The sequence below is a fragment of the Clavibacter sp. MX14-G9D genome, assembly GCF_032917815.1.
Lineage (GTDB): Bacteria > Actinomycetota > Actinomycetes > Actinomycetales > Microbacteriaceae > Clavibacter > Clavibacter michiganensis_K.
In genome coordinates, this window is the sequence record NZ_JAVCVL010000029.1 from 1 (window position 1) to 20279 (window position 20279).

At 69.0% G+C, this 20279-nt stretch carries 20 protein-coding genes and 1 tRNA gene; 11 read left to right on the top strand and 10 right to left on the bottom strand.

The features are described from left to right. Nucleotides 1–139 precede the first annotated feature (139 nt). Nucleotides 140–1069 carry a carbohydrate ABC transporter permease gene (locus tag Q6969_RS04670; protein ID WP_317229392.1) on the top strand — a complete coding sequence of 310 codons (930 nt, stop codon included), beginning with the start codon at nucleotides 140–142 and terminating at the stop codon, nucleotides 1067–1069. Nucleotides 1070–1174: 105 nt separating this feature from the next. Beyond that, nucleotides 1175–2152, top strand: a complete 978-nt coding sequence (locus tag Q6969_RS04675) for a LacI family DNA-binding transcriptional regulator (RefSeq protein ID WP_317229409.1) — start codon at nucleotides 1175–1177, stop codon at nucleotides 2150–2152. A gap of 31 nt (nucleotides 2153–2183) precedes the next feature. Here the strand turns inward: Q6969_RS04675 and Q6969_RS04680 are convergent, their stop codons facing one another. Then, nucleotides 2184–2930: an SDR family NAD(P)-dependent oxidoreductase gene (locus Q6969_RS04680; protein ID WP_317229393.1), complete on the bottom strand. Its 747-nt coding sequence runs from the start codon at nucleotides 2928–2930 to the stop codon at nucleotides 2184–2186. A gap of 152 nt (nucleotides 2931–3082) precedes the next feature. On the opposite strand from Q6969_RS04680, the gene Q6969_RS04685 reads away from it, so the two are divergent. From Q6969_RS04685 to Q6969_RS04695, 3 genes are all read left to right on the top strand, one after another. Further along, nucleotides 3083–4204 (top strand): hypothetical protein, encoded by a 1122-nt coding sequence (locus Q6969_RS04685; RefSeq protein WP_317229394.1) that lies wholly within the window; start codon nucleotides 3083–3085, stop codon nucleotides 4202–4204. A gap of 9 nt (nucleotides 4205–4213) precedes the next feature. Then, entirely contained in the window at nucleotides 4214–5014 is an 801-nt protein-coding gene (locus Q6969_RS04690) for a DNA-formamidopyrimidine glycosylase family protein (RefSeq protein WP_317229395.1), read from the top strand. Between the two features lie 62 nt (nucleotides 5015–5076). After that, nucleotides 5077–5826: a hypothetical protein gene (locus Q6969_RS04695; protein ID WP_317229396.1), complete on the top strand. Its 750-nt coding sequence runs from the start codon at nucleotides 5077–5079 to the stop codon at nucleotides 5824–5826. A 68-nt stretch (nucleotides 5827–5894) separates the two neighbouring features. On the opposite strand, the gene Q6969_RS04700 is transcribed toward Q6969_RS04695, so the two are convergent. Further along, nucleotides 5895–7295, bottom strand: coding sequence for a GntP family permease (locus Q6969_RS04700; RefSeq protein WP_317229397.1), 1401 nt, complete (start codon nucleotides 7293–7295; stop codon nucleotides 5895–5897). A gap of 125 nt (nucleotides 7296–7420) precedes the next feature. Then, the gene (locus tag Q6969_RS04705) at nucleotides 7421–7945 is read right to left on the bottom strand and encodes a gluconokinase (protein ID WP_094116792.1); all 525 of its coding nucleotides are present in this window, start codon (nucleotides 7943–7945) and stop codon (nucleotides 7421–7423) included. A 158-nt stretch (nucleotides 7946–8103) separates the two neighbouring features. Between Q6969_RS04705 and Q6969_RS04710 the strand changes: the two genes are divergently transcribed. Then, a complete protein-coding gene (locus Q6969_RS04710) occupies nucleotides 8104–8850 on the top strand; it encodes an FCD domain-containing protein (RefSeq protein ID WP_317229398.1) in 747 nt (248 codons plus the stop codon). Between the two features lie 109 nt (nucleotides 8851–8959). Here the strand turns inward: Q6969_RS04710 and Q6969_RS04715 are convergent, their stop codons facing one another. From Q6969_RS04715 to Q6969_RS04725, 3 genes are all read right to left on the bottom strand, one after another. Then, nucleotides 8960–10696 carry a UvrD-helicase domain-containing protein gene (locus Q6969_RS04715; protein ID WP_317229399.1) on the bottom strand — a complete coding sequence of 579 codons (1737 nt, stop codon included), beginning with the start codon at nucleotides 10694–10696 and terminating at the stop codon, nucleotides 8960–8962. After that, nucleotides 10693–12774 carry an ATP-dependent endonuclease gene (locus Q6969_RS04720; RefSeq protein ID WP_317229400.1) on the bottom strand — a complete coding sequence of 694 codons (2082 nt, stop codon included), beginning with the start codon at nucleotides 12772–12774 and terminating at the stop codon, nucleotides 10693–10695. Before Q6969_RS04720 ends, Q6969_RS04715 begins: the two co-directional genes overlap by 4 nt. 199 nt (nucleotides 12775–12973) lie before the next feature. After that, nucleotides 12974–13047 (bottom strand) — tRNA-Gly (locus Q6969_RS04725). A gap of 81 nt (nucleotides 13048–13128) precedes the next feature. Here Q6969_RS04725 and dcd point away from each other — a divergent pair. Further along, nucleotides 13129–13734, top strand: a complete 606-nt coding sequence (gene dcd / locus Q6969_RS04730) for a dCTP deaminase (RefSeq protein WP_104344239.1) — start codon at nucleotides 13129–13131, stop codon at nucleotides 13732–13734. A gap of 100 nt (nucleotides 13735–13834) precedes the next feature. On the opposite strand, the gene Q6969_RS04735 is transcribed toward dcd, so the two are convergent. Next, complete coding sequence (locus Q6969_RS04735) at nucleotides 13835–14536, bottom strand: hypothetical protein (protein ID WP_317229401.1); 702 nt, start codon at nucleotides 14534–14536, stop codon at nucleotides 13835–13837. A gap of 134 nt (nucleotides 14537–14670) precedes the next feature. Next, nucleotides 14671–15165 (bottom strand): Lrp/AsnC family transcriptional regulator, encoded by a 495-nt coding sequence (locus Q6969_RS04740; RefSeq protein WP_317229402.1) that lies wholly within the window; start codon nucleotides 15163–15165, stop codon nucleotides 14671–14673. Between the two features lie 165 nt (nucleotides 15166–15330). Between Q6969_RS04740 and ald the strand changes: the two genes are divergently transcribed. From ald to Q6969_RS04755, 3 genes are all read left to right on the top strand, one after another. Then, a complete protein-coding gene (ald, locus tag Q6969_RS04745) occupies nucleotides 15331–16449 on the top strand; it encodes an alanine dehydrogenase (protein WP_317229403.1) in 1119 nt (372 codons plus the stop codon). Between the two features lie 115 nt (nucleotides 16450–16564). Further along, nucleotides 16565–17260 carry a DUF4190 domain-containing protein gene (locus Q6969_RS04750; protein ID WP_317229404.1) on the top strand — a complete coding sequence of 232 codons (696 nt, stop codon included), beginning with the start codon at nucleotides 16565–16567 and terminating at the stop codon, nucleotides 17258–17260. A gap of 122 nt (nucleotides 17261–17382) precedes the next feature. Beyond that, nucleotides 17383–18045 carry a DUF4190 domain-containing protein gene (locus tag Q6969_RS04755; RefSeq protein ID WP_317229405.1) on the top strand — a complete coding sequence of 221 codons (663 nt, stop codon included), beginning with the start codon at nucleotides 17383–17385 and terminating at the stop codon, nucleotides 18043–18045. Between the two features lie 30 nt (nucleotides 18046–18075). Here the strand turns inward: Q6969_RS04755 and Q6969_RS04760 are convergent, their stop codons facing one another. Continuing rightward, nucleotides 18076–18711 carry an isochorismatase family protein gene (locus tag Q6969_RS04760; protein ID WP_317229406.1) on the bottom strand — a complete coding sequence of 212 codons (636 nt, stop codon included), beginning with the start codon at nucleotides 18709–18711 and terminating at the stop codon, nucleotides 18076–18078. A 112-nt stretch (nucleotides 18712–18823) separates the two neighbouring features. Here Q6969_RS04760 and Q6969_RS04765 point away from each other — a divergent pair, with 112 nt between their 5' ends. After that, complete coding sequence (locus Q6969_RS04765) at nucleotides 18824–19792, top strand: helix-turn-helix domain-containing protein (RefSeq protein WP_317229407.1); 969 nt, start codon at nucleotides 18824–18826, stop codon at nucleotides 19790–19792. Between the two features lie 47 nt (nucleotides 19793–19839). On the opposite strand, the gene Q6969_RS04770 is transcribed toward Q6969_RS04765, so the two are convergent. Continuing rightward, the gene (locus Q6969_RS04770) at nucleotides 19840–20244 is read right to left on the bottom strand and encodes a hypothetical protein (protein ID WP_317229408.1); all 405 of its coding nucleotides are present in this window, start codon (nucleotides 20242–20244) and stop codon (nucleotides 19840–19842) included. Nucleotides 20245–20279 lie beyond the last annotated feature (35 nt).

The following is a 20279-nucleotide window of genomic DNA, read 5'->3' on the forward strand; positions in this document are numbered from 1 at the left end:
CGCCCCCCCCCCGCCGGGCCATCCCCCGCTTCCGCGCGCAGCCCGCCGCTCCCGCGCCCGGCGCCACCGCGGTGCCGCGCCTGCCCGACACCGTCCTTCCCGAGGAGCGGACCGCCGTCCGCGATGAGGAGCCCCGATCATGACCGCGACCGCCACCGACCGTCCCGCCGCCGTGCGCCCGCGCACCTCCGACGGGCCGTCACCCGCCGCGTCCGGCCGGGGGCCCCGGCGTCGTCCGCGCGGCGGCACCGGCATCGACCGCCGCCCCGGGTTCCTCGCCTACGGCCTGATCCTCGCCGTCTTCCTCGGCGGCGCCTACCCGCTGTGGTGGTCGGTCGTGATGGGGTCGAGCGACAAGTCGGCCCTCACCGACACCTGGCCGTCGCTGCTCCCGGGCGGCCGGTTCTGGATCAACGTCGCCGAGGTCGTGGGTACCGTGCCGTTCTGGCTCGCGCTCATGAACAGCGTCATCGTGTCCGTCGTCATCAGCGTCTCCGTCATCACGTTCTCGACGCTCGCCGGGTACGCCTTCGCGAAGCTCCGGTTCCGCGGCCGCGAGGGGCTCATGGTCTTCGTCATCGCGACGCTCGCGGTGCCGACGCAGCTGGGCATCATCCCGCTGTTCATGATGATGAAGCAGCTCGGCTGGACCGGCACCCTCGGCGCCGTCGTGGTGCCGACGCTCGTGACCGCGTTCGGGGTGTTCTTCATGCGGCAGTACCTCGTGGACGTGATCCCGACCGAGCTCATCGAGGCGGCGCGCATGGACGGCGCCTCCATGATCAGCACCTTCTGGCACGTGGGCGTGCCGGCGGCGCGACCGGCGATGGCGATCCTCGGGCTCTTCACCTTCATGACCGCGTGGACCGACTACCTGTGGCCGCTGCTCGTCGTCCCGCAGAACCCGACGCTGCAGGTCGCGCTCAGCCAGCTGCAGTCCGCCCGGTACGTCGACTACTCGATCGTGCTCGCGGGCGCGGTGCTCGCGACCCTGCCGCTGCTGGCGCTGTTCGTGCTCGCCGGGCGTCAGCTCATCTCCGGGATCATGGCGGGAGCGGTGAAGGGGTAGGCGCGGCCGTACACTCGACCTGATCCGCGCCGCACCCGACCGTGCGGCATCCACCCGAGGGGGACCGTGGCCGTCAACGCCGAGCAGGGCCCGCCCACCCTCGAGATGGTCGGCGCGCTCGCCGGCGTGAGCCGGGCCACGGTGTCGCGGGTGGTGAACGGATCCGACCGGGTCGCGCCCGAGGTGGTCACCGCGGTCAACGCGGCCATCGCGCAGCTCAACTACGTGCCCAACCGCGCGGCGCGCTCGCTCGCGGGGCGCCGCACGAACGCGCTGGCGCTCGTCATGCCGGAGCAGACCGCGCGGGTGTTCGCGGACCCGTTCTTCTCCGCGCTCATCCAGGGCGCCATGACGTACCTCGCGGCCACCGAGTACACGCTCACGCTCCTCATCTCCTCGCCCGCGCAGGCGGAGAAGACGCGGCGGTTCCTCCTCGGCGGCAACGTCGACGGGGTGCTCGTCGTGTCGCACCACTCGGGCGACGCCACCTTCAGCGGGCTCCGCGACCGGCTGCCGGTCGTGTTCGCGGGCCGGCCGCTGCGGCAGGACGACCGGGAGGCGCCCACGGTCGACGTCGACAACGTGGGGGCCGCGCGCGCCGCGACCGAGCACCTCATCCAGCGCGGGCGCACCCGCATCGCCGCGGTCGCCGGTCGGCAGGACATGCCCGCGGGCATCGACCGGCTGCGCGGGTTCCGCGAGGCGATGGCGGCGGCGGGCCTGGATCCCACCCTCGTCGCGTTCGGCGACTTCTCGCCCGCCTCCGGCGCGGACGCCATGCGCACGCTGCTCGCGCGCGGCGAGCCCATCGACGGCGTGTTCGCGGCGAGCGACCAGATGGCCGCCGGCGTCTACGCGGAGCTGCGCGAGCACGGCCTGCGCGTCCCCGAGGACGTGGCGGTGGTCGGCTTCGACGACGACTACTTCGCGAAGTCGGCCGTGCCCGCGCTCACCACCGTGCGCCAGCCGAACCAGGAGTTCGGGCAGAAGATGGCCGAGGTGCTCGTGCGGCTGGTGGCCGGCGAGCAGGTGGATCCGCTCACGCTGATGCCGACCACGCTGGTGGTGCGGCAGAGCAGCTAGCGGCCGACCGCCGCTCGGCGCGGGCTGCCCGCTAGCGCCCGCTGAGGAGCGCCAGCATCTCGTCGTGGCGGCTGTCGCGCTCGGCGAAGCGGAGGCCGTGCACGTCCTGCACGAGGATCTCCTCGTCCTCGGGGCGTGCCTGCAGGATGCCCATCACCTCGTCGAGGAAGTCCTCGAGCGGCAGCGCGTCGCCCGCCTCCGCCTGCCCGGGCATGAGCGCGGTCTGCACCTTGGGCGGCACCAGCTCGATCACCTCGACCGACGAGCCGGCGAGCTGCGCGCGGAGGCTCTGCGTGTACGAGTGCACGGCCGCCTTCGTCGCGTTGTACGTGGGGGTCACCGGCAGCGGCACGAACGCGAGGCCCGACGAGACGGTCATGAGGGTCGCCTCGTCGCCCGCGAGGAGGACCGGCAGGAACGCGTCGACCGTGCGGATGGTGCCGAGGAGGTTCGTCGCGATGATCGCCTCCGCGGTCGCCTGGTGCGCGGGGTCGCGGAGGTCCTCGGCCTGCATGATGCCGGCCATGGTGATCACGACGTCCAGGTCGGGGTGGGTCACGGCGAGCTCGTCGCGGGCGGCGAGGATCGACGCGGGGTCGGCGACGTCGAGCACCACCGCGGCCATGCCGTCGTGCTGCGCGGTGATCTCCGCGAGCAGGTCGGCGCGGCGCCCCGCGATGACGACGCGGTTGCCCGCCGCGTGGAACCGCTCGGCGAGACCGCGGCCGATGCCCGAGGTGCTTCCGGTGATGAGGACGGTGCGGCCGGTGATTCTCATGGGGCTCCTTCGCTGCGCGGGGGCGCGGCGTGCGGTTCGGGTCGTGGGTCGAGTGTGGACCCTCGCGGAGGCCGGTGGTGGGGGCGCGCGGGGGAGCGGCGAGGTCACGGCGGACGTCCGAGGACGACGGCGACGCCCGATACGGTCGTGGGATGAGCGCGCGCGGCACCGGGCAGGCAGCATCACCGTCGACACCGGGGGCGGGTGGCGGGGTCGGCGCGCGCATCGCGCTCGTCGTGCTGCTCGTCGTGCTGCTCGTCGGGCAGGCGACGCTGTACGGGTACGGCCTGCTCCAGGCGGCGACCGGCGCCGGGCCCGACGCCGACGGGAGCGCGATCGCCGCGGCGGTCCTCCCGCAGGTCATCGCCGGGATGCTCGCGCTCGGGTTCACGCCGTCCCTCGGCCTGCTGGAGCTGCGCGGGGCGAGGGACGCCACCGGACCGGACGGCGCGCCCCGGCGGCCGGTGCGCCTGTTCGTGTGGCTGGGGGTCACGGCGCTCGCCGTGGTCGTGCACGCCGTCGCGTCGCTGCTCGCCGGGGTGTCCGTCCTGGTCGTGGCGGGCGTCGTGGCCGCCGCGGTCGGCACGGCGGCGACCAGCTGGATCCTCGTGCTCCGCGCCCAGGCCGCCGCGGTGGCCCGCCGGGGAGCGCCGCGGGACGACGGGCCCGCCATCTCCATCGACCTCGACTGGTCCGAGGGCACGCCCCGCCGGAAGTGGCGCCTGGTCGCGTTGGTGTTCGTGATCGCCCTCGTCGTCACGGTCGCCGGCACCCTCCTGCTCGACCGGTTCGAGCGGCAGGAGCCGGCGGAGGTCCTGGCGTTCGCGCTCCAGTTCTCGCTGCTCGCGCCGGCGCTCACCTGCATCTTCGTGTCCATCGGGGCGCAGCTCTCGGGGTCCACCATCACCCAGGGCCTGGCGAAGGAGGACCGCACGGCCGTCGTGCGCCGTGCCGCCGGCAAGCGCGATGAGCTGGAACCGGAGCTCGAGTGGCGGGCCGCCCGCCTCGCCGTCTACACCCGGACGCTGCAGCCCTTCCAGCTCGGCCAGTCGGTGATGCTGGTCGTCGCGATCTTCGTCCCCACGCTCCTGCGCGGCGACCTCACCGGGTGGCTCGTCCCCGTCTGGATCATCGCCATCGCCTGCCTGGCGGTGGCCGTGCCGTGGGGGATCGTGCAGCACCGCCGCATGGGCCGGTACGCGGCGCAGACGCGCCACCTCGCCCGGTCCCACGTCCCCGACCCCGCCGGACGGGCTGTCGGCGGCCGCGGCTAGCGTCGGAGCATGCCCGAGGGTGACTCCGTCTTCGTCCTCGCGGCACGCCTCCGCGCGCAGGTGGGTGGCGCCCTCATCGCCGACGGGGAGCTGCGGTCCGGCGCGCGGGCGGGCGTCCGGCTCGGCGGTCGGCGCATCACCGCGTTCGACACCCACGGCAAGCACCTGCTCATGCGCTTCGACGACGCGACCACACTCCACACGCACCTCCGCATGCAGGGCTCGTGGACGGTCACGGGCGTCGGCAAGCGGGTGCCCGCGCGGATCCAGCACCAGGTGCGCGTGCGCCTCCGCCTCGACGACGGTCGCACCCTGTGGGGCCTCGACCTGCCCGTGGTCGAGCTGATCCCCACCCGGGACGAGCGGACGGTCGTCGAGCACCTCGGGCCGGATCCGCTGCGCGACGACTGGGATCCGGCGCTCGCCGTCTCCCGCCTCGCGGCCCGTCCCGGCGACACGATCCGCGCCGCCCTCCTCGACCAGCGCCCGATGGCGGGCCTCGGCAACCTGTGGGTCAACGAGGTCGGGTTCCTCCGCGGCGTGCATCCCGCCACGCGCGTCGCCGACGTCGACCTGCCGCCATTGGTCGACCTCGCCGCCCGCTCGCTGCGGCACTCCGCGACCGTCCCGGGCGCCTACCAGATCACCACCGGCGACCCCCGCCGCGGCCGCACGCACTGGGTGGTCGGCCGCGCGGGACGGCCGTGCCTCCGCTGCGGCACGACGGTGATCGGCCTCGACGATCCCGGCAGCACGAGCGAGCGGGCCCGCCGCGCGTGGTGGTGCCCGAGGTGCCAGCCGGCGCCGTGACCCGCGATGCGGGGGCGCTCCGCCCCTGTCCCGTGGTGGAGACGGCGTGACACGATGCGGGGATGGATCACGAGGCCGATGCCGCCCGCGACGAGCTCCGCGAGCTGCGCCGCCGGGTCTACGGTCCGCACCCCGACCTGGCGCACGACTCCGAGGCGCACGCGCGCCTGGCCGCCCTCGGCTCCGCACCGGCGGTCGACCGGGGGGCGGCGCCCGAGGCCGGGCCGACGCCACCCGCTCATCCGATCCCCGATCCCGCCCGGGTCGACGCCCGCGAAGCGCCCGTCGACCCGGTACGCGACCCGGAGGACCCCGCGCCGCCGGCCGGGTCCCGCGACCCCCGGAGGCGACGCCTCTCCCCGCGCGCGTTCCGCGCCGTCGCGGCCGCGTCGCTGGCCGTGACGGTCGTCATCACGGCGGGCGCGACCCTGTGGCTCACGCGAGAGAGGGTGGACACCGTCGCGCTCATCTCCTTCGCCGACGAGGCCGAGGAGTCGGACGGCACGTTCGACAGCGCGTCCGACGGCGCGATCCAGAGGGTCGAGTTCCTCGGCCTGACCGTGTCGCGGATGCCCCGGGATCCGACCTCGCTGGAGCTCAGCGACGACTGCATCTCCGTGCTGCCGGCCGACGTGGATCCGTCCGCCGTCGTGGGCGTCTTCGGCTGCGGCGCCGGCTCGGTGCCGGCCACCGTCCCCATGAACGTGACGCCCGACCTGCCCCCGCTGCTCCGCGAGGCCTTCCCCACGGGCGCCACGCTCCTCTTCGCGCTCGAGGGCGATGCCGTCCGGATCAGCCGGGTCGGCGGCTGAGCGCGCCTCTCGCTGGCCCGCTTCGCACCGCCCGGGACGGGCCTCGGATCGTCGTCGATGAAGGTGCGCTATGCCAGCGACGCCACCCCGAACACGGCCGCGGCGATGCCGAAGCCCATGACGCCGATGGTGGTCTCCATCACGGTCCAGGTCTTCAGGGTCGTCTTCACGTCCATGTCGAAGAAGCGGCCGACGAGCCAGAAGCCGGAGTCGTTCACGTGGCTGGCGACCACGGATCCGCCGGCGACGGCCACGACGAGCGCCGCGACCTGGAAGGCGTTGTAGTCGCCCGCGAGGATCGCCGGGGAGATGAGGCCCGCGGCCGTGGTGAGCGCGACGGTGGCGGATCCCTGCGCGATGCGGAGGATCGCGGCGATGAGGAAGCCCGCGAGGATGATCGGGATGCCGAGGTCGCCGAGCACGTCGGCGAGGGCGCCGCCGATGCCGCTGGTGCGGAGGACGCCGCCGAACATGCCGCCCGCGCCGGTGATGAGGATGACGGAGCAGACCGGGCCGAGCGCCGACTCGAGGGTCTTCTCGAGGGCGGTCTTGTCGATCCCGCGGCGGCGGCCGAGTACGAACGCGGCGACGAGCAGCGAGATGAGGAGCGCGACGGGCGTCTCGCCGATGGTGCGGAGCACCTGGTACCAGGCCTGGTCGCTGGTGCCCTCGGGGAGGATCCCGCCGGTGGAGGCGGCGTTGAGGCCGGTGTTCATGAAGATGAGGAGCAGCGGGAGCAGCAGCACGGCCACGACGGTGCCGAACTTGGGCGGGTTCGACTCGGCGTTCGCGTCGGCCTCGCCGAGGATGGAGGGGACCGGCAGCACGAACTTCTTGCCCGCCCACAGTCCGTAGAGGTACGCGGTGACGTACCAGGTGGGGATCGCGGCGACGAGGCCGACGATGATCACGATGCCGACGTTCGCGCCGAAGAACTCGCTGGCCGCGACCGGGCCGGGGTGCGGCGGCACGAAGATGTGCATCACCGAGAAGGCGCCCGCGGCGGGGAGGCCGTAGCGGAGAACGCCGCCGCCGAGGCGACGGGCCACCGAGAACACGATGGGCAGCATCACGACGAGGCCGGCGTCGAAGAAGATCGGGAATCCGAAGATGAGCGACGCGACGCCGAGCGCGAAGGGCGCCCGCTTCTCGCCGAACGCGCGGATGAGGGTGTCGGCCAGCGCCTTCGCGCCGCCGCTGGTCTCCACCAGGCGGCCGAGCATCGCGCCGAGCCCCACGAGCAGCGCGACGGTGCCGAGCGTGGAGCCGAAGCTGCCGACGAGCACGGTCACGATCTGCGAGGTGGGGATGCCGGTGGCGAACGCCGTGAGGAGGCTCACGAGGATCAGGGCCACGAACGCGTGGACGCGCAGCGTGATGATGAGGATCAGCAGCACGGCGATGGCGCCGGCCGCGATCAGGAGGAGCGGACCCGCGGTGAGGGTCTGCGTCCAGTCTTCGATGGTCATGTTCTCTCCGTTGACGAACGTGCGGTGTGCGGTGGTGGTGCCGTGCGGCACGCGGGGTGGCGGTGCGGGGGAGCGCCGAGGTCCGGTCCGAGGACGGCGCTGCGGCGGCGCGAGGGCGGGCGGGTCTAGCGGGCGTCGCCGTCGAGGCCGAGCTCGCGCGTGATGCGGGCGGTGACCTCGTCGGGCGTGCCGACGTTCTCGAGGGCGAGGCCGGGCTCGTCGTCCTGGAGGGGCTCGAGCGTGCTGATCTGCGTGGGCAGTAGCGAGGCGGGCATGAAGTGGCCGCTGCGGCTCTTCATGCGCTCGCGGATGAGGTCGGGGTCGCCGGAGAGGTGCACGAAGGAGACGTCGCCGTCGGCCTCGCGGAGGAGGTCCCGGTAGGAGCGCTTGAGGGCGGAGCAGGTGACGACGGTGCTGCGGCCGGCGGCGGCCTCGCCGGTCATCCAGTCGCGCATGGCGCCGAGCCAGGGCCAGCGGTCGTCGTCGGTGAGGGGCGTGCCGGCGGTCATCTTGTCGATGTTGGCCGCGGGGTGGAACTCGTCCGCCTCGGCGAAGGTCCAGCCGAGCGCCTCGGTGAGGTGGGTGGCGATCGTGGTCTTGCCGGATCCGGAGATCCCCATCACCACGATGTGGCGCGGACGTGCGGCCATGCTGACTCCCTTGTCGGTCGATGCGCGTGGCGAACAGCCGTCGCGCCGAGAAAGGTAACACTTATATGGCGCGGGGCGGAAGGGCACAGCTCGGGCGGCATCGGTCGACCTATGCTCGTCGAGACGGTCGGACGGCCGGCGCTCACCCGGAGAGGACCATGACGACGCGGTCAGCTCCCACCCCGGCACCGACGCCCGCCCCCGCGGGGACGGCCGGGCCCGCCGCGGAGGTCATGCCCACGCGGATCATCGACGCGATCGGCCGCGACATCGTCGACGGCGCGCTCGCCGAGGGCAGCCGCCTCACCATCGAGGACCTGCAGCGGCGCTTCGGCGTCTCCCGCACGGTGGTGCGCGACTGCGTGCGCGTGCTCGAGGCGATGGCGCTCATCGTGCCGAAGCGCCGCGTGGGCCTCGTGGTGCAAGGCCCGGACCGCTGGAACGTCTACGACCCGCGCATCATCCGCTGGCGGCTCACCGGGCCCGGCCGGGCGGACCAGTTCCGCTCGCTGACCCAGCTCCGTCGCGCGGTGGAGCCGGTCGCGGCGGCGCTCGCCGCCGACAACGCGACGCCGGCGCAGCGCGCGCGCATCGCCGAGCTCGCGGTGGATCTCCGCCGCCTCGGCGAGGCGGGCGAGCTGGTCGACTTCCTCGCGGCCGACATCGAGTTCCACCACCTGATCCTCGAGGCCAGCGGCAACGACATGTTCTGCGCGCTCCGCGAGGTGATCACCGAGGTGCTGAGCGGGCGGACGCATCAGGGGCTGATGCCGCACAATCCGCGTGAGCACGCGTTGCAGACGCACGAGCAGGCCGCGTTGGCGATCCGCGATGGGGATGCGGCGACGGCGGAGGCGTGCATGGCGTCGCTGCTGGCGGAGGTCAGCAGCGCCATTATTCGTTAGAAGATTAGGTATGGCCTCATGCTCTGCGCTCTTCTAAAGGTACTTCATGCTACGCATGTATTGTCGAGGCAACCCTCACTGGCGGACGCTAGACGAAATATAATAACCATTATACGCGGCCAGGTGCCGCCAAGGCCTTAATATTGTCTTCCCCGAACCACTGCTGCAGGACCGAAATACCGTGCGGGTCGATAGGCTGTGTGAGTAGTATCGCCAAGTTTTTTTGTGGTCGAGACGCGCACACATAAAATAAATTGCGAGCCCTGATGAAGCCCTTCAGCTTCCCCTCTGGAATGCTTGCGGGATCAAAAGAATAGCTTAAGAACGAGGGCCAATTGTAATGATTCCAACCGCCACCAAAAATGGCAATAACATTTTCAAACTGAGCACCCTTGACGCCGTGCTCAGTCTCATACGGCGAATGGTGATCAAGGAAGTTCTTCAAGGCGACTACTTCGGAATAAGACACCTTCATGAGCGCCCTCAGCTCTTCCACTCGCTTTGAATCAGTCGCTTCGGCGCTTATGCTCTTGACTGCATCTGCGATCGGCGCGGGAAGAGAAAATGGTTCATTCGCTAGTTGCGCCAATACCGCTTCTATGGAGCCACTTCTCGAGACGGTCATCAACTTATCCAAAGCGTGACGAGCCAACTGCTTCTCTCGCATTGACCTGACTGGAGGGCGCTGGCCCCCGAGCGCCTCGTAAGTGGCTCCCAACCGACCCTCAATGTACGATTCACGCGCAGCTTCGACGCCGCGGACAAGATACCGCAGAACTGGGTTTTCGAGTTTCGTGTACTCGTCGTTGTACTTAAAGATGCTGTCAATAGTCACATAGCCTTGCCGCGCCGCTATTGCCTTGTGCGTTAAGATAAGAGTTTTCGTCGCCGAAGGATTAAGGTTCCAACCCTCATGCTCAACTTGAGTACGGACCTCCGTGACGGCCAAGTCGACTAGGTCTGCGCGCAAGTCATTAAGACTATGCCCCCCGGGAACGCGACCGTCGCTCCACAGGTTCGTGTGGAACACAGTTGTTGTGCCGTCTTTAGTATTCGGTGGAACGGCTTGAGGAAGCGCTGGGCGTATGTTATTTAGCGCCCGCACCACTGCTGTTTCCGATCGGAAATTGGTGCCTTTTGGAATCGTTTTAATCAACGGACTTTCAACGCGACCGACAGAGTTTGGATGAATTTGCTGCCACTCGTCTCCAAAGAAGCCGAACAATGGCCCACGACCTTCGGCAATGCAATTAGAAAGTACCGACTCCATGAGCACCTTATTGGTGTCTTGGTATTCATCGACAAAGACAATAGGAAACCTGCTCCTAAGAACGGCCGCAAGCTTCTTTGACTGTAGTAATCTTGCCGTCAATTCCGGGACGTCATCGTGCTTGAGGTAAACAGTTGAGTCCGTCACGCGGCGATACCCGCGACCGTACGCAATCTTTTGCGTTGTAAATTCCGCGATGTCTGATTTTTCTAAGTCAGCTCGCCAGTCCCCTTCTTGCACAAGCCTCATCAACTCTTGCTGAAATGGTTGAATCAGGAGCCAGCAAAATTCATGAATTGTAGAAACGAAAAACTCCGGATCAGAACTGATGCGATCCAGGATCTCTGCTTTTGCCACGTTGGTAAATGTGATGCAGGCAATTTGTTGCCCACTTTTAAGATCGAGGCTGTCATCACTTTGAATGGATTTTAAAGTTGCTATGAGGGATGTCGTTTTACCAGATCCCGCTCCGGCTTCTACTCGGAAGTGTTGACCGGCGCGTACATAATCAAGAATCTGCTCGTTGGTAGCGGCTGCAATATCCTGTGCGTTACTAGAGACGGCCTGTGGTCTCATGCTTTGCCCTCACCCTCGCTTGACACGCCGGCGCCAGAAGACGTATCTGCAACTGACGCGGTGAGTGTGACGCTGCTTACTGTATCGGGAAGCTCTTCAGTTTGCTCTTTGGGTACTCTCGACACTAATAGCCACTGCAATCCATCAAGGATATACTTGGGAGTAACCCATTCCCTATCGTCTACAGAATATTCAATCGCGAAATCTGTCTTCTTTTTTACGGATGCGAGGAGTTTTGCTTGAGTTTCTTGAGCATCGACGGAGCCCTCATCTAGGGAGAATTTGCTAGAGTTGGCGAGGATGAAAGCATCCTCAAAAGTGCGTCCACAGGGCCCGCCGATTGACTCTGGAACTTGATAGGCGAGCCTACGTGTATCGACAACCTTAGCCGTCTCACTTGCCTCTAATAAAAGAGTTGGTGTTACTTCGCCTGCTTCCTTAAACCAGGTCTTGAGTGAAACGTTGCTCGTGCTTGTACCGTCATGGACGTTCGATGCTTCATACCGCTTATTGTCATTCAGGCGAACGGAATCGAAGTCCGTGATAATGAGAGTTGGTATGCCTAGGAAATCAATTAGCGGAAAGAACTTATATGCATATGCACCACCGACTTCCAAGATGCTTGTGTACTGGGTTTTTGCCGTGGGGGCCATTTTATCGAGCACGTGGGGCACAATCAGGCGCTCGCTTGTGCCCTCGACAAGGACTGCGTTATCGGCGAAGAACAAATCAGAACTCGTCAGCGTCATGTACTGATGTAAAAACCGCGCGTCAATAAGTCCTTCTCGGCTGGCAACCATGAGATCTCTTACCTCTGTGGCCCTCACCGCATCAGCTGAAATTGAGGTAGTAAAGTATCGAATGGAGTCAAAACTGACGGCGTTCGCTATGTGTGGACTGTGTGTCGAGACGATAAATTGCACCGGCCAAGTGTCGCCCGTTTCTCGCTCCAACGATTTGACGATGGCGTTTAGTTGACGAATGAACGTTTCTTGCATCTGAGGGTGTAAATGCGCCTCTGGTTCCTCGATGAAGATTAGATGGACGGCCGAGCGATCAGTGGCTTGGTGCCAGGATCTATGTAGCCCAACAAGCTGCAGCAGTATATGTAGCAGGTTGCGAGTGCCTAAGCCATTATACGCTTCGGGCAAAGAGGGCCCGTTAGTGTTTGGGTACATGACTTTCGTGTAGTTAGCGAGGAGCCCTTGCATGTTGAGGGTCGTTCGGGTGGCGATTCGCGTGCCCGCGCTACCTGGAAAGCCGAAAAGTTTAAAGATCGGTTCGAGTGCCTTGAGGTTGACGTTGAATGTTTTGTCAATGTGCTCATGAACGCCCTTCAGGGCTGTGTCAACTTGTGAACTAGTGATACTTTCTGCAGATTCTCCGGCCGCATTGATTGAGGTGTTAAAGAGCCGTTCCATGACCTTGGCAAGGACATCACTTTCCTTGGTTGTCACGTCATCAAGGCCCCTTTGGGCGACGATGTGGCCTACATTCATCACCTTGGATGCGGCCAAAAAGTCTAATTGACGGGTGCGCTCTCGTTTGGCGTTTATGCTCGCTTCGGCCCAAACCTGCTTGCGATAATACTGACTAATTAGTTCGTCAAGTGCGCTAAAATACTCCGGTTGATCGTTACCGGCGGCGATACTTAATTCCTCAAAAAAGCGCTGAACCATTTTTGCCTCGAGGGCGTAAGAGAGAAGCACTGAGGTGTCAGTGCGGTCATCGTCGAGGTCTAAAACGAACGGTGCTAGAGGCCCGAAGTCATCCTGATTGTCGGAGTAGTCGACATGAAGACGAACGTCGATCCGGGGTAGGGCCTCAAGCGCAAGGTGACGAGTCTCTTCCATGGCGTACAGTGAGGCCGCATCTGCGAATTGCGCCCAGCATGATTGAGAGAAGTCTTCTATGCCAAAGGGTTTTTGTGCTGTGCTAAAGAACCTACGCACCACTTCACCAAGTGATGTTTTGCCGCTGTTGTTCCGTCCGACAGCAATCGTCGTAGGCTTGCCGATGTGAATTGAGATGTCTTGTAGTAGTCTGAAATCAAGGACTTCAACTTTGGATACATGCATGAGCTGCGCCGTTCTTGGTGAAGGAGCGTTACGCGCCTCACGTCATGTGCCGTTGAGTACCCGATAGAGACATGAAACATTCGCTTAGTGGCGATGTAACGTGTAGGTGGCCAAACTCTACGGTCCTAAGCGCAAGTGAACGACCCCGTCTTCGGGGGTCGGATCTCATTGTGGCTTCGATTACCACGACGACCAATATTGGAGCGAGTGACGGGAATCGAACCCGCGCTATCAGCTTGGGAAGCTGAAGTTCTACCATTGAACTACACTCGCGCGACCGGCCATCGGCCGGGTCGGACACCACCCTACCAAGACTCCGGGCCCCGGGCCGCAAGCCCCCGGTAGGCTCCTGCCGTGCTCCTCTCCGACCGTGACATCACCGCCGAGCTCGACGCCGGACGAGTGGCCCTCGACCCCTACGACCCCGGGATGCTGCAGCCCGCCAGCATCGACGTGCGCATCGACCGGTTCTTCCGGCTGTTCGACAACCACAAGTACCCCTACATCGATCCCGCCGAGGACCAGCCCGAGCTGACCCGCCTCATCGAGGCGAAGCCGGGGGAGCCGTTCATCCTGCACCCGGGCGAGTTCGTCCTCGGATCCACGTTCGAGATGGTCACCCTGCCCGACGACGTCGCCGCGCGCCTCGAGGGCAAGAGCTCGCTCGGCCGCCTCGGCCTCCTCACGCACTCCACCGCCGGCTTCATCGACCCCGGGTTCTCCGGTCACGTCACCCTGGAGCTCAGCAACGTCGCGACGCTGCCCATCAAGCTCTGGCCCGGGATGAAGATCGGCCAGCTCTGCTTCTTCCGACTGTCGTCGCCCGCCGAGAAGCCCTACGGCTCCGGCGAGTACGCCTCCCGCTACCAGGGCCAGCGCGGCCCCACCGCCTCCCGCTCGTACCTCAACTTCGTGCACAGCGACGTGACGGTCACCGACGCGGGCCAGCCCGGCGAGTAGTCCCCGCGCCACGCGCGCGAAGGCCTCCTGGCAGGGCGGGATCCGCCCGGCCAGGAGGCCTCGTCGCGCACGGGCCGCCGCAGGGGCGCCCGACCGGCGGTCAGTCGCCGCAGTGGGACTTCCAGAAGTCCGGGACCTTCACGTACACGTAGTGCTGCTCGTGCTCGAGGCACGTGGCGGCGAGGCCCGAGAGGGCCAGCGACGACGTGGCGGAGATGCTGACCACGACCGCGCAGACGACCGACGGCATCAGGGCGCACCCGCCCAGCATCGTGGCGAACGTCGCCCCGGCGGTCGCGCCGACGACGGCCAGGTTGAACGCGGGCACCCGGAACGTCTTCCAGTGGATCAGCTTGTTCCACCAGTGCTTGTCGGCGGCGACGGGACCGGCGACCGCCGGAGACTCCGCCGGCTGCTCCGCGTCGAGGGCGTCGACGGGGGTCAAGCCCGCGCGGAGGTCGGCGACCTCCCGAGCGGTCTGCTCCCGGAGCGCCGCGACGCTCGGGACGGAGCTGCCGCCCGCCCGCGCCTCGGCGGTCCGGGCCGCGAGGGTCACCGCGACGATCTGGTCGACGGTGATCCTCCCGGACTCGACGTCCTGCAGGTAGGTGTGGCTGTCGAGGGAGGCCCGGATCGCGTCGACGGGCTGTGCCGTGTCCGCGAACGAGGGCGACGGGGCGGCGAGGAAGGACGCGGCGACCGCGAGGATCGCGACGCCGGCGATCCTCGGGATCACCGTGCCGATGCGGGTCCGGCGGCGGGGGGAGCGCGCGGCGCGGTGGAGGGGCGGGAGGAGGGGCATGGGGAGCCTTTCGGACATGTCGGACACCGCCGTGCGGCGTGATGCGCACGGCGGTGGGGGATGGGGATCCGCGACACGGTAGGGGCGACGGGCGGTCCGCCGTGCTGCCGGTGCACATACCGCGCGACCGCCGGCTAGACCGCCGGGTCGCCGACCGCCGGCCCCGAGTAGTGGTGGTCGAACACCACGCTCGTGCGGGTCGACGCCACGGCCGGGTGCGCCGAGAGGTGGTCCAGCACGAAGTCGCGGAGGTGGTCGCTGTCGCGGACGGCGATGTGCACGATGAAGTCCTCGGATCCGCCGAGGAAGAACAGCTGCACCACGTCGGCCAGCTCGCGCATCTCGTCGGCGAAGCGGGCCATCTCGTGGCGGGCGCCCGCGCGTATCGCGATGCTGATGAGCGCCTGCAGGCCCACGCCCACCGCATCCGCGTCGATGGTGGCCGTGAAGCCCGTGATCACGCCGCGCTCCACGAGGCCGCGCACGCGGGTCACGCACGTCGACGGCGCGATGCCCGCCTGCTCGGCGAGGCGGCTGTTCGGGGTGCGCGCATCCGCGCGGAGGAGGGCGACGAGCCTCCGGTCGACCTCGTCCAGCGGCTCGCGGGCCCGCAGTTCCTTCGTCGGCATGGGTCGTCCGTCCTCTCGGGGCGAAGGATCGCGCAGGAGGAGCGGCCTTCGTCGCAGATCCTACGGATTCCGCCCACCCGAGGCGCACGATGGCCATATTGGGACTCGCCCTCCCGCATCGCCGCCGCCGGTCGCACCCTCGCGGGGAGACGAGACGGAGCGCGCATGAAGGTCGGGATCCCCACCGAGGTCAAGAACAACGAGAACCGGGTCGCCGCGACGCCCGCCGGCGTGCACGAGCTAGTGCGCCGCGGCCACGAGGTGCTCGTGCAGGAGGGCGCGGGGCTCGGATCCAGCATCACCGACGCCGACTACACCGCCGCCGGCGCGACCCTCGTCGCTACCGCCGACGAGGTGTGGGGCCAGGCGGATCTGCTGCTCAAGGTCAAGGAGCCGATCCTCGAGGAGTACCCGCGCATGCGCGCCGGCCAGACCCTCTTCACCTACCTGCACCTCGCCGCGTCGCGCCCCTGCACCGACGCGCTCCTCGCCTCCGGCACCACCGCGATCGCCTACGAGACGGTGCAGCTGCCCAACCGCCAGCTCCCGCTCCTGCAGCCGATGAGCGAGGTCGCCGGACGGCTCTCCACCCAGGTCGGCGCCTACCACCTGATGCGCGCGGCGGGCGGGCGCGGGATCCTCCTCGGCGGCGTCCCCGGCACCCCGAAGGCGCGCGTCGTCGTGATCGGCGGCGGCGTCGCAGGCGAGCACGCGGCCGCCAACGCGCTCGGCATGGGCGCCGACGTCACCGTCATCGACCTCTCCATCCCGCGGCTCCGCGAGCTCGAGGTGCGGTTCGGCGGGCAGGTGCAGACGCGCGTGTCCTCCGCGTACGAGATCGCGGCGCAGCTGGCCGACGCCGACCTCGTCATCGGATCCGTGCTGATCCCCGGGGCGCAGGCTCCGAAGCTCGTCACCGACGCGATGGTCGCCACCATGAAGAAGGGGTCCGTGCTCGTCGACATCGCCATCGACCAGGGCGGCTGCTTCGAGGGATCCCGCCCCACCACCCACGACGACCCCACCTTCGCCGTGCACGACAGCGTCTACTACTGCGTCGCCAACATGCCGGGCGCGGTGCCCGAGACCTCGACGCGCGCGCTCACCAACGCGACGCTGCCGTACGTCATCGCGCTGGCCGAGAAGGGCTGGAGGCGGGCCCTCGCGGAGGACCCGGCGCTCGCGCTCGGCCTCAACGTGCACGACGGCCACGTGACCGAGCCGCACGTCGCCGCGGCGCTCGGCCTGCCGCTGACGCCGGTGGCGGAGGTGCTCGCGGGCTGAGGCGCGGCGGGCGGGATCGCGGTGTCGCGGGAGCGCGGTGTCGCGGGAGCGCGGTGTCGCGGGATCGTGACCCCGGGGTGGCCGGATGCGGCCCGATCCCTGGCAGGGTCGAGGCATGACCTTCAGCTACGCGCCCGAACCCGACGCCTCCGCCCCCCGCGAGCGGAAGTCGTTCAACGGCGTCGGGCTGGCCGCGCTCATCGTGGGCGTGCTGTCGCTCATCGGCTCGGTCATCCCGATCCTCAACTACGTGTCGGGGTTCCTCGCGGCCGTCGGCATCGTGCTCGGGATCATCGGGCTGGTGCTCCGCGACCGGCCCAAGGGCATGGCGCTCGGCGGGCTCGTCGTGAGCATCGTCGCGCTGATCCTCTCGATCGTCCTCGCCATCGTCTACACGGCCGGCATCGTCACGGCCATCACGGGCGCGGTGCAGGAGTCCGAGGCGCGGTCGTCGGCGGAGGCGGCCGACGACGTGCGCGTCACCTACGAGGTGACCGGCACGGGCGGCACCGCCACGGCGGGCGTCCTCTGGACCACGTCCGTCGGCGGATCCGCGGGCACCGAGCAGGCGTCCGACCAGCCGCTCCCGTTCAGCCGCGAGGTCGTCGTGCCCGACACGACGGCGTTCGACATGGCGATGTTCTCCGTGAGCGCGGTCGCGAGCATCGACCCGGCGGTCGCGGAGGAGGGCGACATCACGTGCCGGATCCTCGTGGGCGACTACATCGTCACCGAGCAGCGGGCCGAGGGCGACGGCGCCACGGTCACCTGCAGCGCCACGGCCGAGGACCTGCGGGACGCCGCCGAGTGACGGATCCGGGTCCGGACGGGCCCACCGGACCTCCGCCGGAGCCCACGCCGTACGGGCCGGCGCACCCGTCGTCCGATGCCGAGGCCGATGCCGAGGCCCCGCAGTCCTCGAGGCCCGCCCGCGTGCGCGGACGGAACGAGGCCGCCGGGACCGCCGTCGTGCTCGCGGTCCTCGCGCTCCTCGGCGCGCTCGTGCCGGTGCTCGACCTCGTCACCGGGCTCCTGGCGGTGGTGGGCGCGCTGTTCGGGATCCTCGCGCTCACCCGGAAGCGGCGGCGCAACTCCCGCCCCCTCGCGATCACGGGCCTCGCGCTCAACGTCGTCGCACTGACGGCCTGGGTGATCGCCATCACGACCATGGTCGGGCTGGTGCTCGACACGTACCCGCCGACGTCGCCGCCGGAGGGCGCCGCGAGCCCGGGGCCGACCGCGCCCGCGACCCCCGAGATCGTCCACCCCGTCACCCTCACCGTCGAGCTGACCGGCACCGTGCCGCAGGTGCGCGCGGTCTGGCTGGGCGGCCTGAACGACGGGTACCGCGACGTCCCGGCGGAGGCGCTGCCCCTCACCCAGGAGCACGACGTCTACCTCACCGACGCGGCCTTCTCCGCCGGCGACTACTTCAGCGTCACCGCCGTGCTCGACGCGGCGGACGGCACCGTCACCTGCCGGGTGCGGGCGGGGGACCGGATCCTGGCGGAGGACACCGCGACGGGACGCGACGAGGCGGCGTCCTGCCGGGTCACGGCCTTCGACATGCTCGACTACCGGGAGACCGCGGAGTGATCCGGCGCTCGGGGCCGCCGGCCCCGGGGATCAGCCCGCGGAGCGCGCCGCGCCCGCCACGGCCGAGCTGCCGAGGTCGTCCTTCGGGAGGGGCTCGCCGGCGGTGACCGCGGCGATCCACGCGTCGGTCGTGGCGACGGCGGCGAAGTTGGAGTGCAGCAGCGTCATGAGCGTGCCGTGCACGGTGGCCGCGTCGGCGGATCCGGCGGCGTTCGCGAGCGCGATGGCGCCCGTCGCGTCGGAGAGCACCTCGGCCGCGATGTCGAGCCCCTCCGCCTCCACCGACGACGCGAGGATGCAGTTGTTGGTCATGTAGCCGACCAGGGTGACGGTGTCGAGGCCCTCGGCCCGCAGCCAGTCGACGAGGTCGGTGCCGGCGAACACCGAGCCCTTCGACTTCACGAGGCCCTTCCAGGCGTCCGTCCGGCGCGACTCGATCTCCGGGTGCAGGCGGTAGGCGTCGCTCGTCGGGTCGAACACGGGCGCGCCCTCGCCGGCGGTGTGCTGGACCACGACGACGGGGATTCCCGCCCCCGTCGCCGCGTCGATGGCGCGGCCGATGGTGCGCACCGAGACGTCGCGGTCGGGGTGGCGGATCTCGAGCGGCCCGGCGAAGTACTCCTGCTGGACGTCGACGAGGACGAGGGCGCGGCGGGGTGCGGTCATGGGGGTCTCCTGGATCGGCTCGTGGGCGGCGCCGGATGCGGCGCCGTCCCTCGATCATCGCCGGGATCCTCCCCGGACGCGCGTGGCCCGACGGCACGCTTACGATGGATCCGTGCCACACGGGGGAGAGCGGATGCGCATCGCGGTCTACGCGTTCGACGGCGTGACGATGTTCCACCTCTCGGTGCCGCAGATGGTCTTCGACGAGGTGCGGCGGCAGGGCCTCGGCGACTGGGAGACCGTGCTGTTCGCCGACCGCGCGGGCTCGATCGTCACCGCGGAGGGCCACCGGCTGGGCGGCGTGCGGGGCCTCGCGGCGGCCGAGGGCGCCGACGTGATCGTGATCCCGTCGTGGGTCGACGACGGGCGGGACCCGCGGCCCGCGTTCCGCCGCACGGTGCGGGCGGCCCACGACCGCGGCGCCGTGGTGGCGGGCCTCTGCCTGGGGGCCATCGCGGTCGCCGACCTCGGTCTCCTCGACGGGCGCGGGGCGGCCACGCACTGGGGCGCCGTGGAGAGCCTGTCGGCCCGCCACCCCGGGGTCGTGGTCGACGGATCCGCGCTCTACCTCGACCACGGCGACGTGCTCACCTCCGCGGGCACGGCCTCCGGCCTCGACGCCTGCCTGCACATGGTGCGCACCCGGCTCGGCGCCGAGGCCGCCAATCGCGTGGCCCGCAGCCTCGTCGTCGCGCCGCACCGCGAGGGTGGGCAGGCGCAGTACATCGAGCGGCCGGTCGCGGCCGACGACGCGGGGGATCCGGTGGCCGCCACGACCGCGTGGGCCCTCGCGCACCTCGGCGAGGAGCTGGGCGTCGACCGGCTCGCGGCCGTCGCCCACATGAGCCGCCGGTCGTTCCTCCGCGCGTTCCGCCGCGCGACCGGATCCACGCCCGCGGCCTGGGTGCGCTCCCGCCGGCTCGACGAGGCCCGGCGGCTGCTGGAGACCACCGGCCTGCCCGTCGAGCGGATCTCCGCCGACTGCGGCTTCGGGACCCCGGTGACGTTCCGGCAGGCGTTCGCGGCCGCCTTCGGGAGCACCCCCTCGAGCTACCGGCGCCGCTTCGACGCCCGCGGGTGATGCCCCGCGGCTGATGCCCCGCGGCTGAGGTCGGCGTCGCGCGTGTCCTACTTGCGCAGGACGTAGGCGTGGTTGTCGACGAGCGCCCACGTCTGTCCGGCCTTGCCGAACTTCCACGGCACGTCGTAGGCGGTGGATCCGTTGCACGCGGGAAGGGCGCTCATGTGGAACGCGAGGACGTTCGCGGGGAGGGAGATCGCGTTCCAGCCCGGGTGCAGCTCCGCGCACTGCGTGTACTTCCAGTCCGGGGTGAAGAGCCCGAAGCCCCGCGCGGAGGAGGTCGAGGAGACGTAGACGTCGATCCCGTTCCAGTACGTCTCGTGGAACGTGCTCTCGGGCTTGGCGTTCGCGGGCGTGGCGATGGCGATGGAGGCCACGGCGAGGGCGGCGGCTCCCAGGGCGATGGCGGCGCGGCGCCGACCTCGGGCTGCGGGGCGTGCGGGACGGGTCATGACGGCCTCTCATGGAGTTGCGGGGGGGGGGGGGG

What these genes read in the sequence shown, in the direction of transcription:
- Q6969_RS04715 (WP_317229399.1), bottom strand. Translation starts at nt 10,696, where the DNA reads ATGAGACCACAGGCCGTCTCTAGTAACGCACAGGATATTGCAGCCGCT.
- Q6969_RS04705 (WP_094116792.1), bottom strand. Translation starts at nt 7,945, where the DNA reads ATGGCCGCACGTCCGCGCCACATCGTGGTGATGGGGATCTCCGGATCC.
- Q6969_RS04695 (WP_317229396.1), top strand. Translation starts at nt 5,077, where the DNA reads ATGGATCACGAGGCCGATGCCGCCCGCGACGAGCTCCGCGAGCTGCGC.
- ald (WP_317229403.1), top strand. Translation starts at nt 15,331, where the DNA reads ATGAAGGTCGGGATCCCCACCGAGGTCAAGAACAACGAGAACCGGGTC.
- Q6969_RS04680 (WP_317229393.1), bottom strand. Translation starts at nt 2,930, where the DNA reads ATGAGAATCACCGGCCGCACCGTCCTCATCACCGGAAGCACCTCGGGC.
- Q6969_RS04670 (WP_317229392.1), top strand. Translation starts at nt 140, where the DNA reads ATGACCGCGACCGCCACCGACCGTCCCGCCGCCGTGCGCCCGCGCACC.
- Q6969_RS04735 (WP_317229401.1), bottom strand. Translation starts at nt 14,536, where the DNA reads ATGCCCCTCCTCCCGCCCCTCCACCGCGCCGCGCGCTCCCCCCGCCGC.
- Q6969_RS04710 (WP_317229398.1), top strand. Translation starts at nt 8,104, where the DNA reads ATGACGACGCGGTCAGCTCCCACCCCGGCACCGACGCCCGCCCCCGCG.
- Q6969_RS04720 (WP_317229400.1), bottom strand. Translation starts at nt 12,774, where the DNA reads ATGCATGTATCCAAAGTTGAAGTCCTTGATTTCAGACTACTACAAGAC.
- Q6969_RS04700 (WP_317229397.1), bottom strand. Translation starts at nt 7,295, where the DNA reads ATGACCATCGAAGACTGGACGCAGACCCTCACCGCGGGTCCGCTCCTC.
- Q6969_RS04690 (WP_317229395.1), top strand. Translation starts at nt 4,214, where the DNA reads ATGCCCGAGGGTGACTCCGTCTTCGTCCTCGCGGCACGCCTCCGCGCG.
- Q6969_RS04740 (WP_317229402.1), bottom strand. Translation starts at nt 15,165, where the DNA reads ATGCCGACGAAGGAACTGCGGGCCCGCGAGCCGCTGGACGAGGTCGAC.
- Q6969_RS04675 (WP_317229409.1), top strand. Translation starts at nt 1,175, where the DNA reads ATGGTCGGCGCGCTCGCCGGCGTGAGCCGGGCCACGGTGTCGCGGGTG.
- Q6969_RS04760 (WP_317229406.1), bottom strand. Translation starts at nt 18,711, where the DNA reads ATGACCGCACCCCGCCGCGCCCTCGTCCTCGTCGACGTCCAGCAGGAG.
- Q6969_RS04770 (WP_317229408.1), bottom strand. Translation starts at nt 20,244, where the DNA reads ATGACCCGTCCCGCACGCCCCGCAGCCCGAGGTCGGCGCCGCGCCGCC.
- Q6969_RS04685 (WP_317229394.1), top strand. Translation starts at nt 3,083, where the DNA reads ATGAGCGCGCGCGGCACCGGGCAGGCAGCATCACCGTCGACACCGGGG.
- Q6969_RS04750 (WP_317229404.1), top strand. Translation starts at nt 16,565, where the DNA reads ATGACCTTCAGCTACGCGCCCGAACCCGACGCCTCCGCCCCCCGCGAG.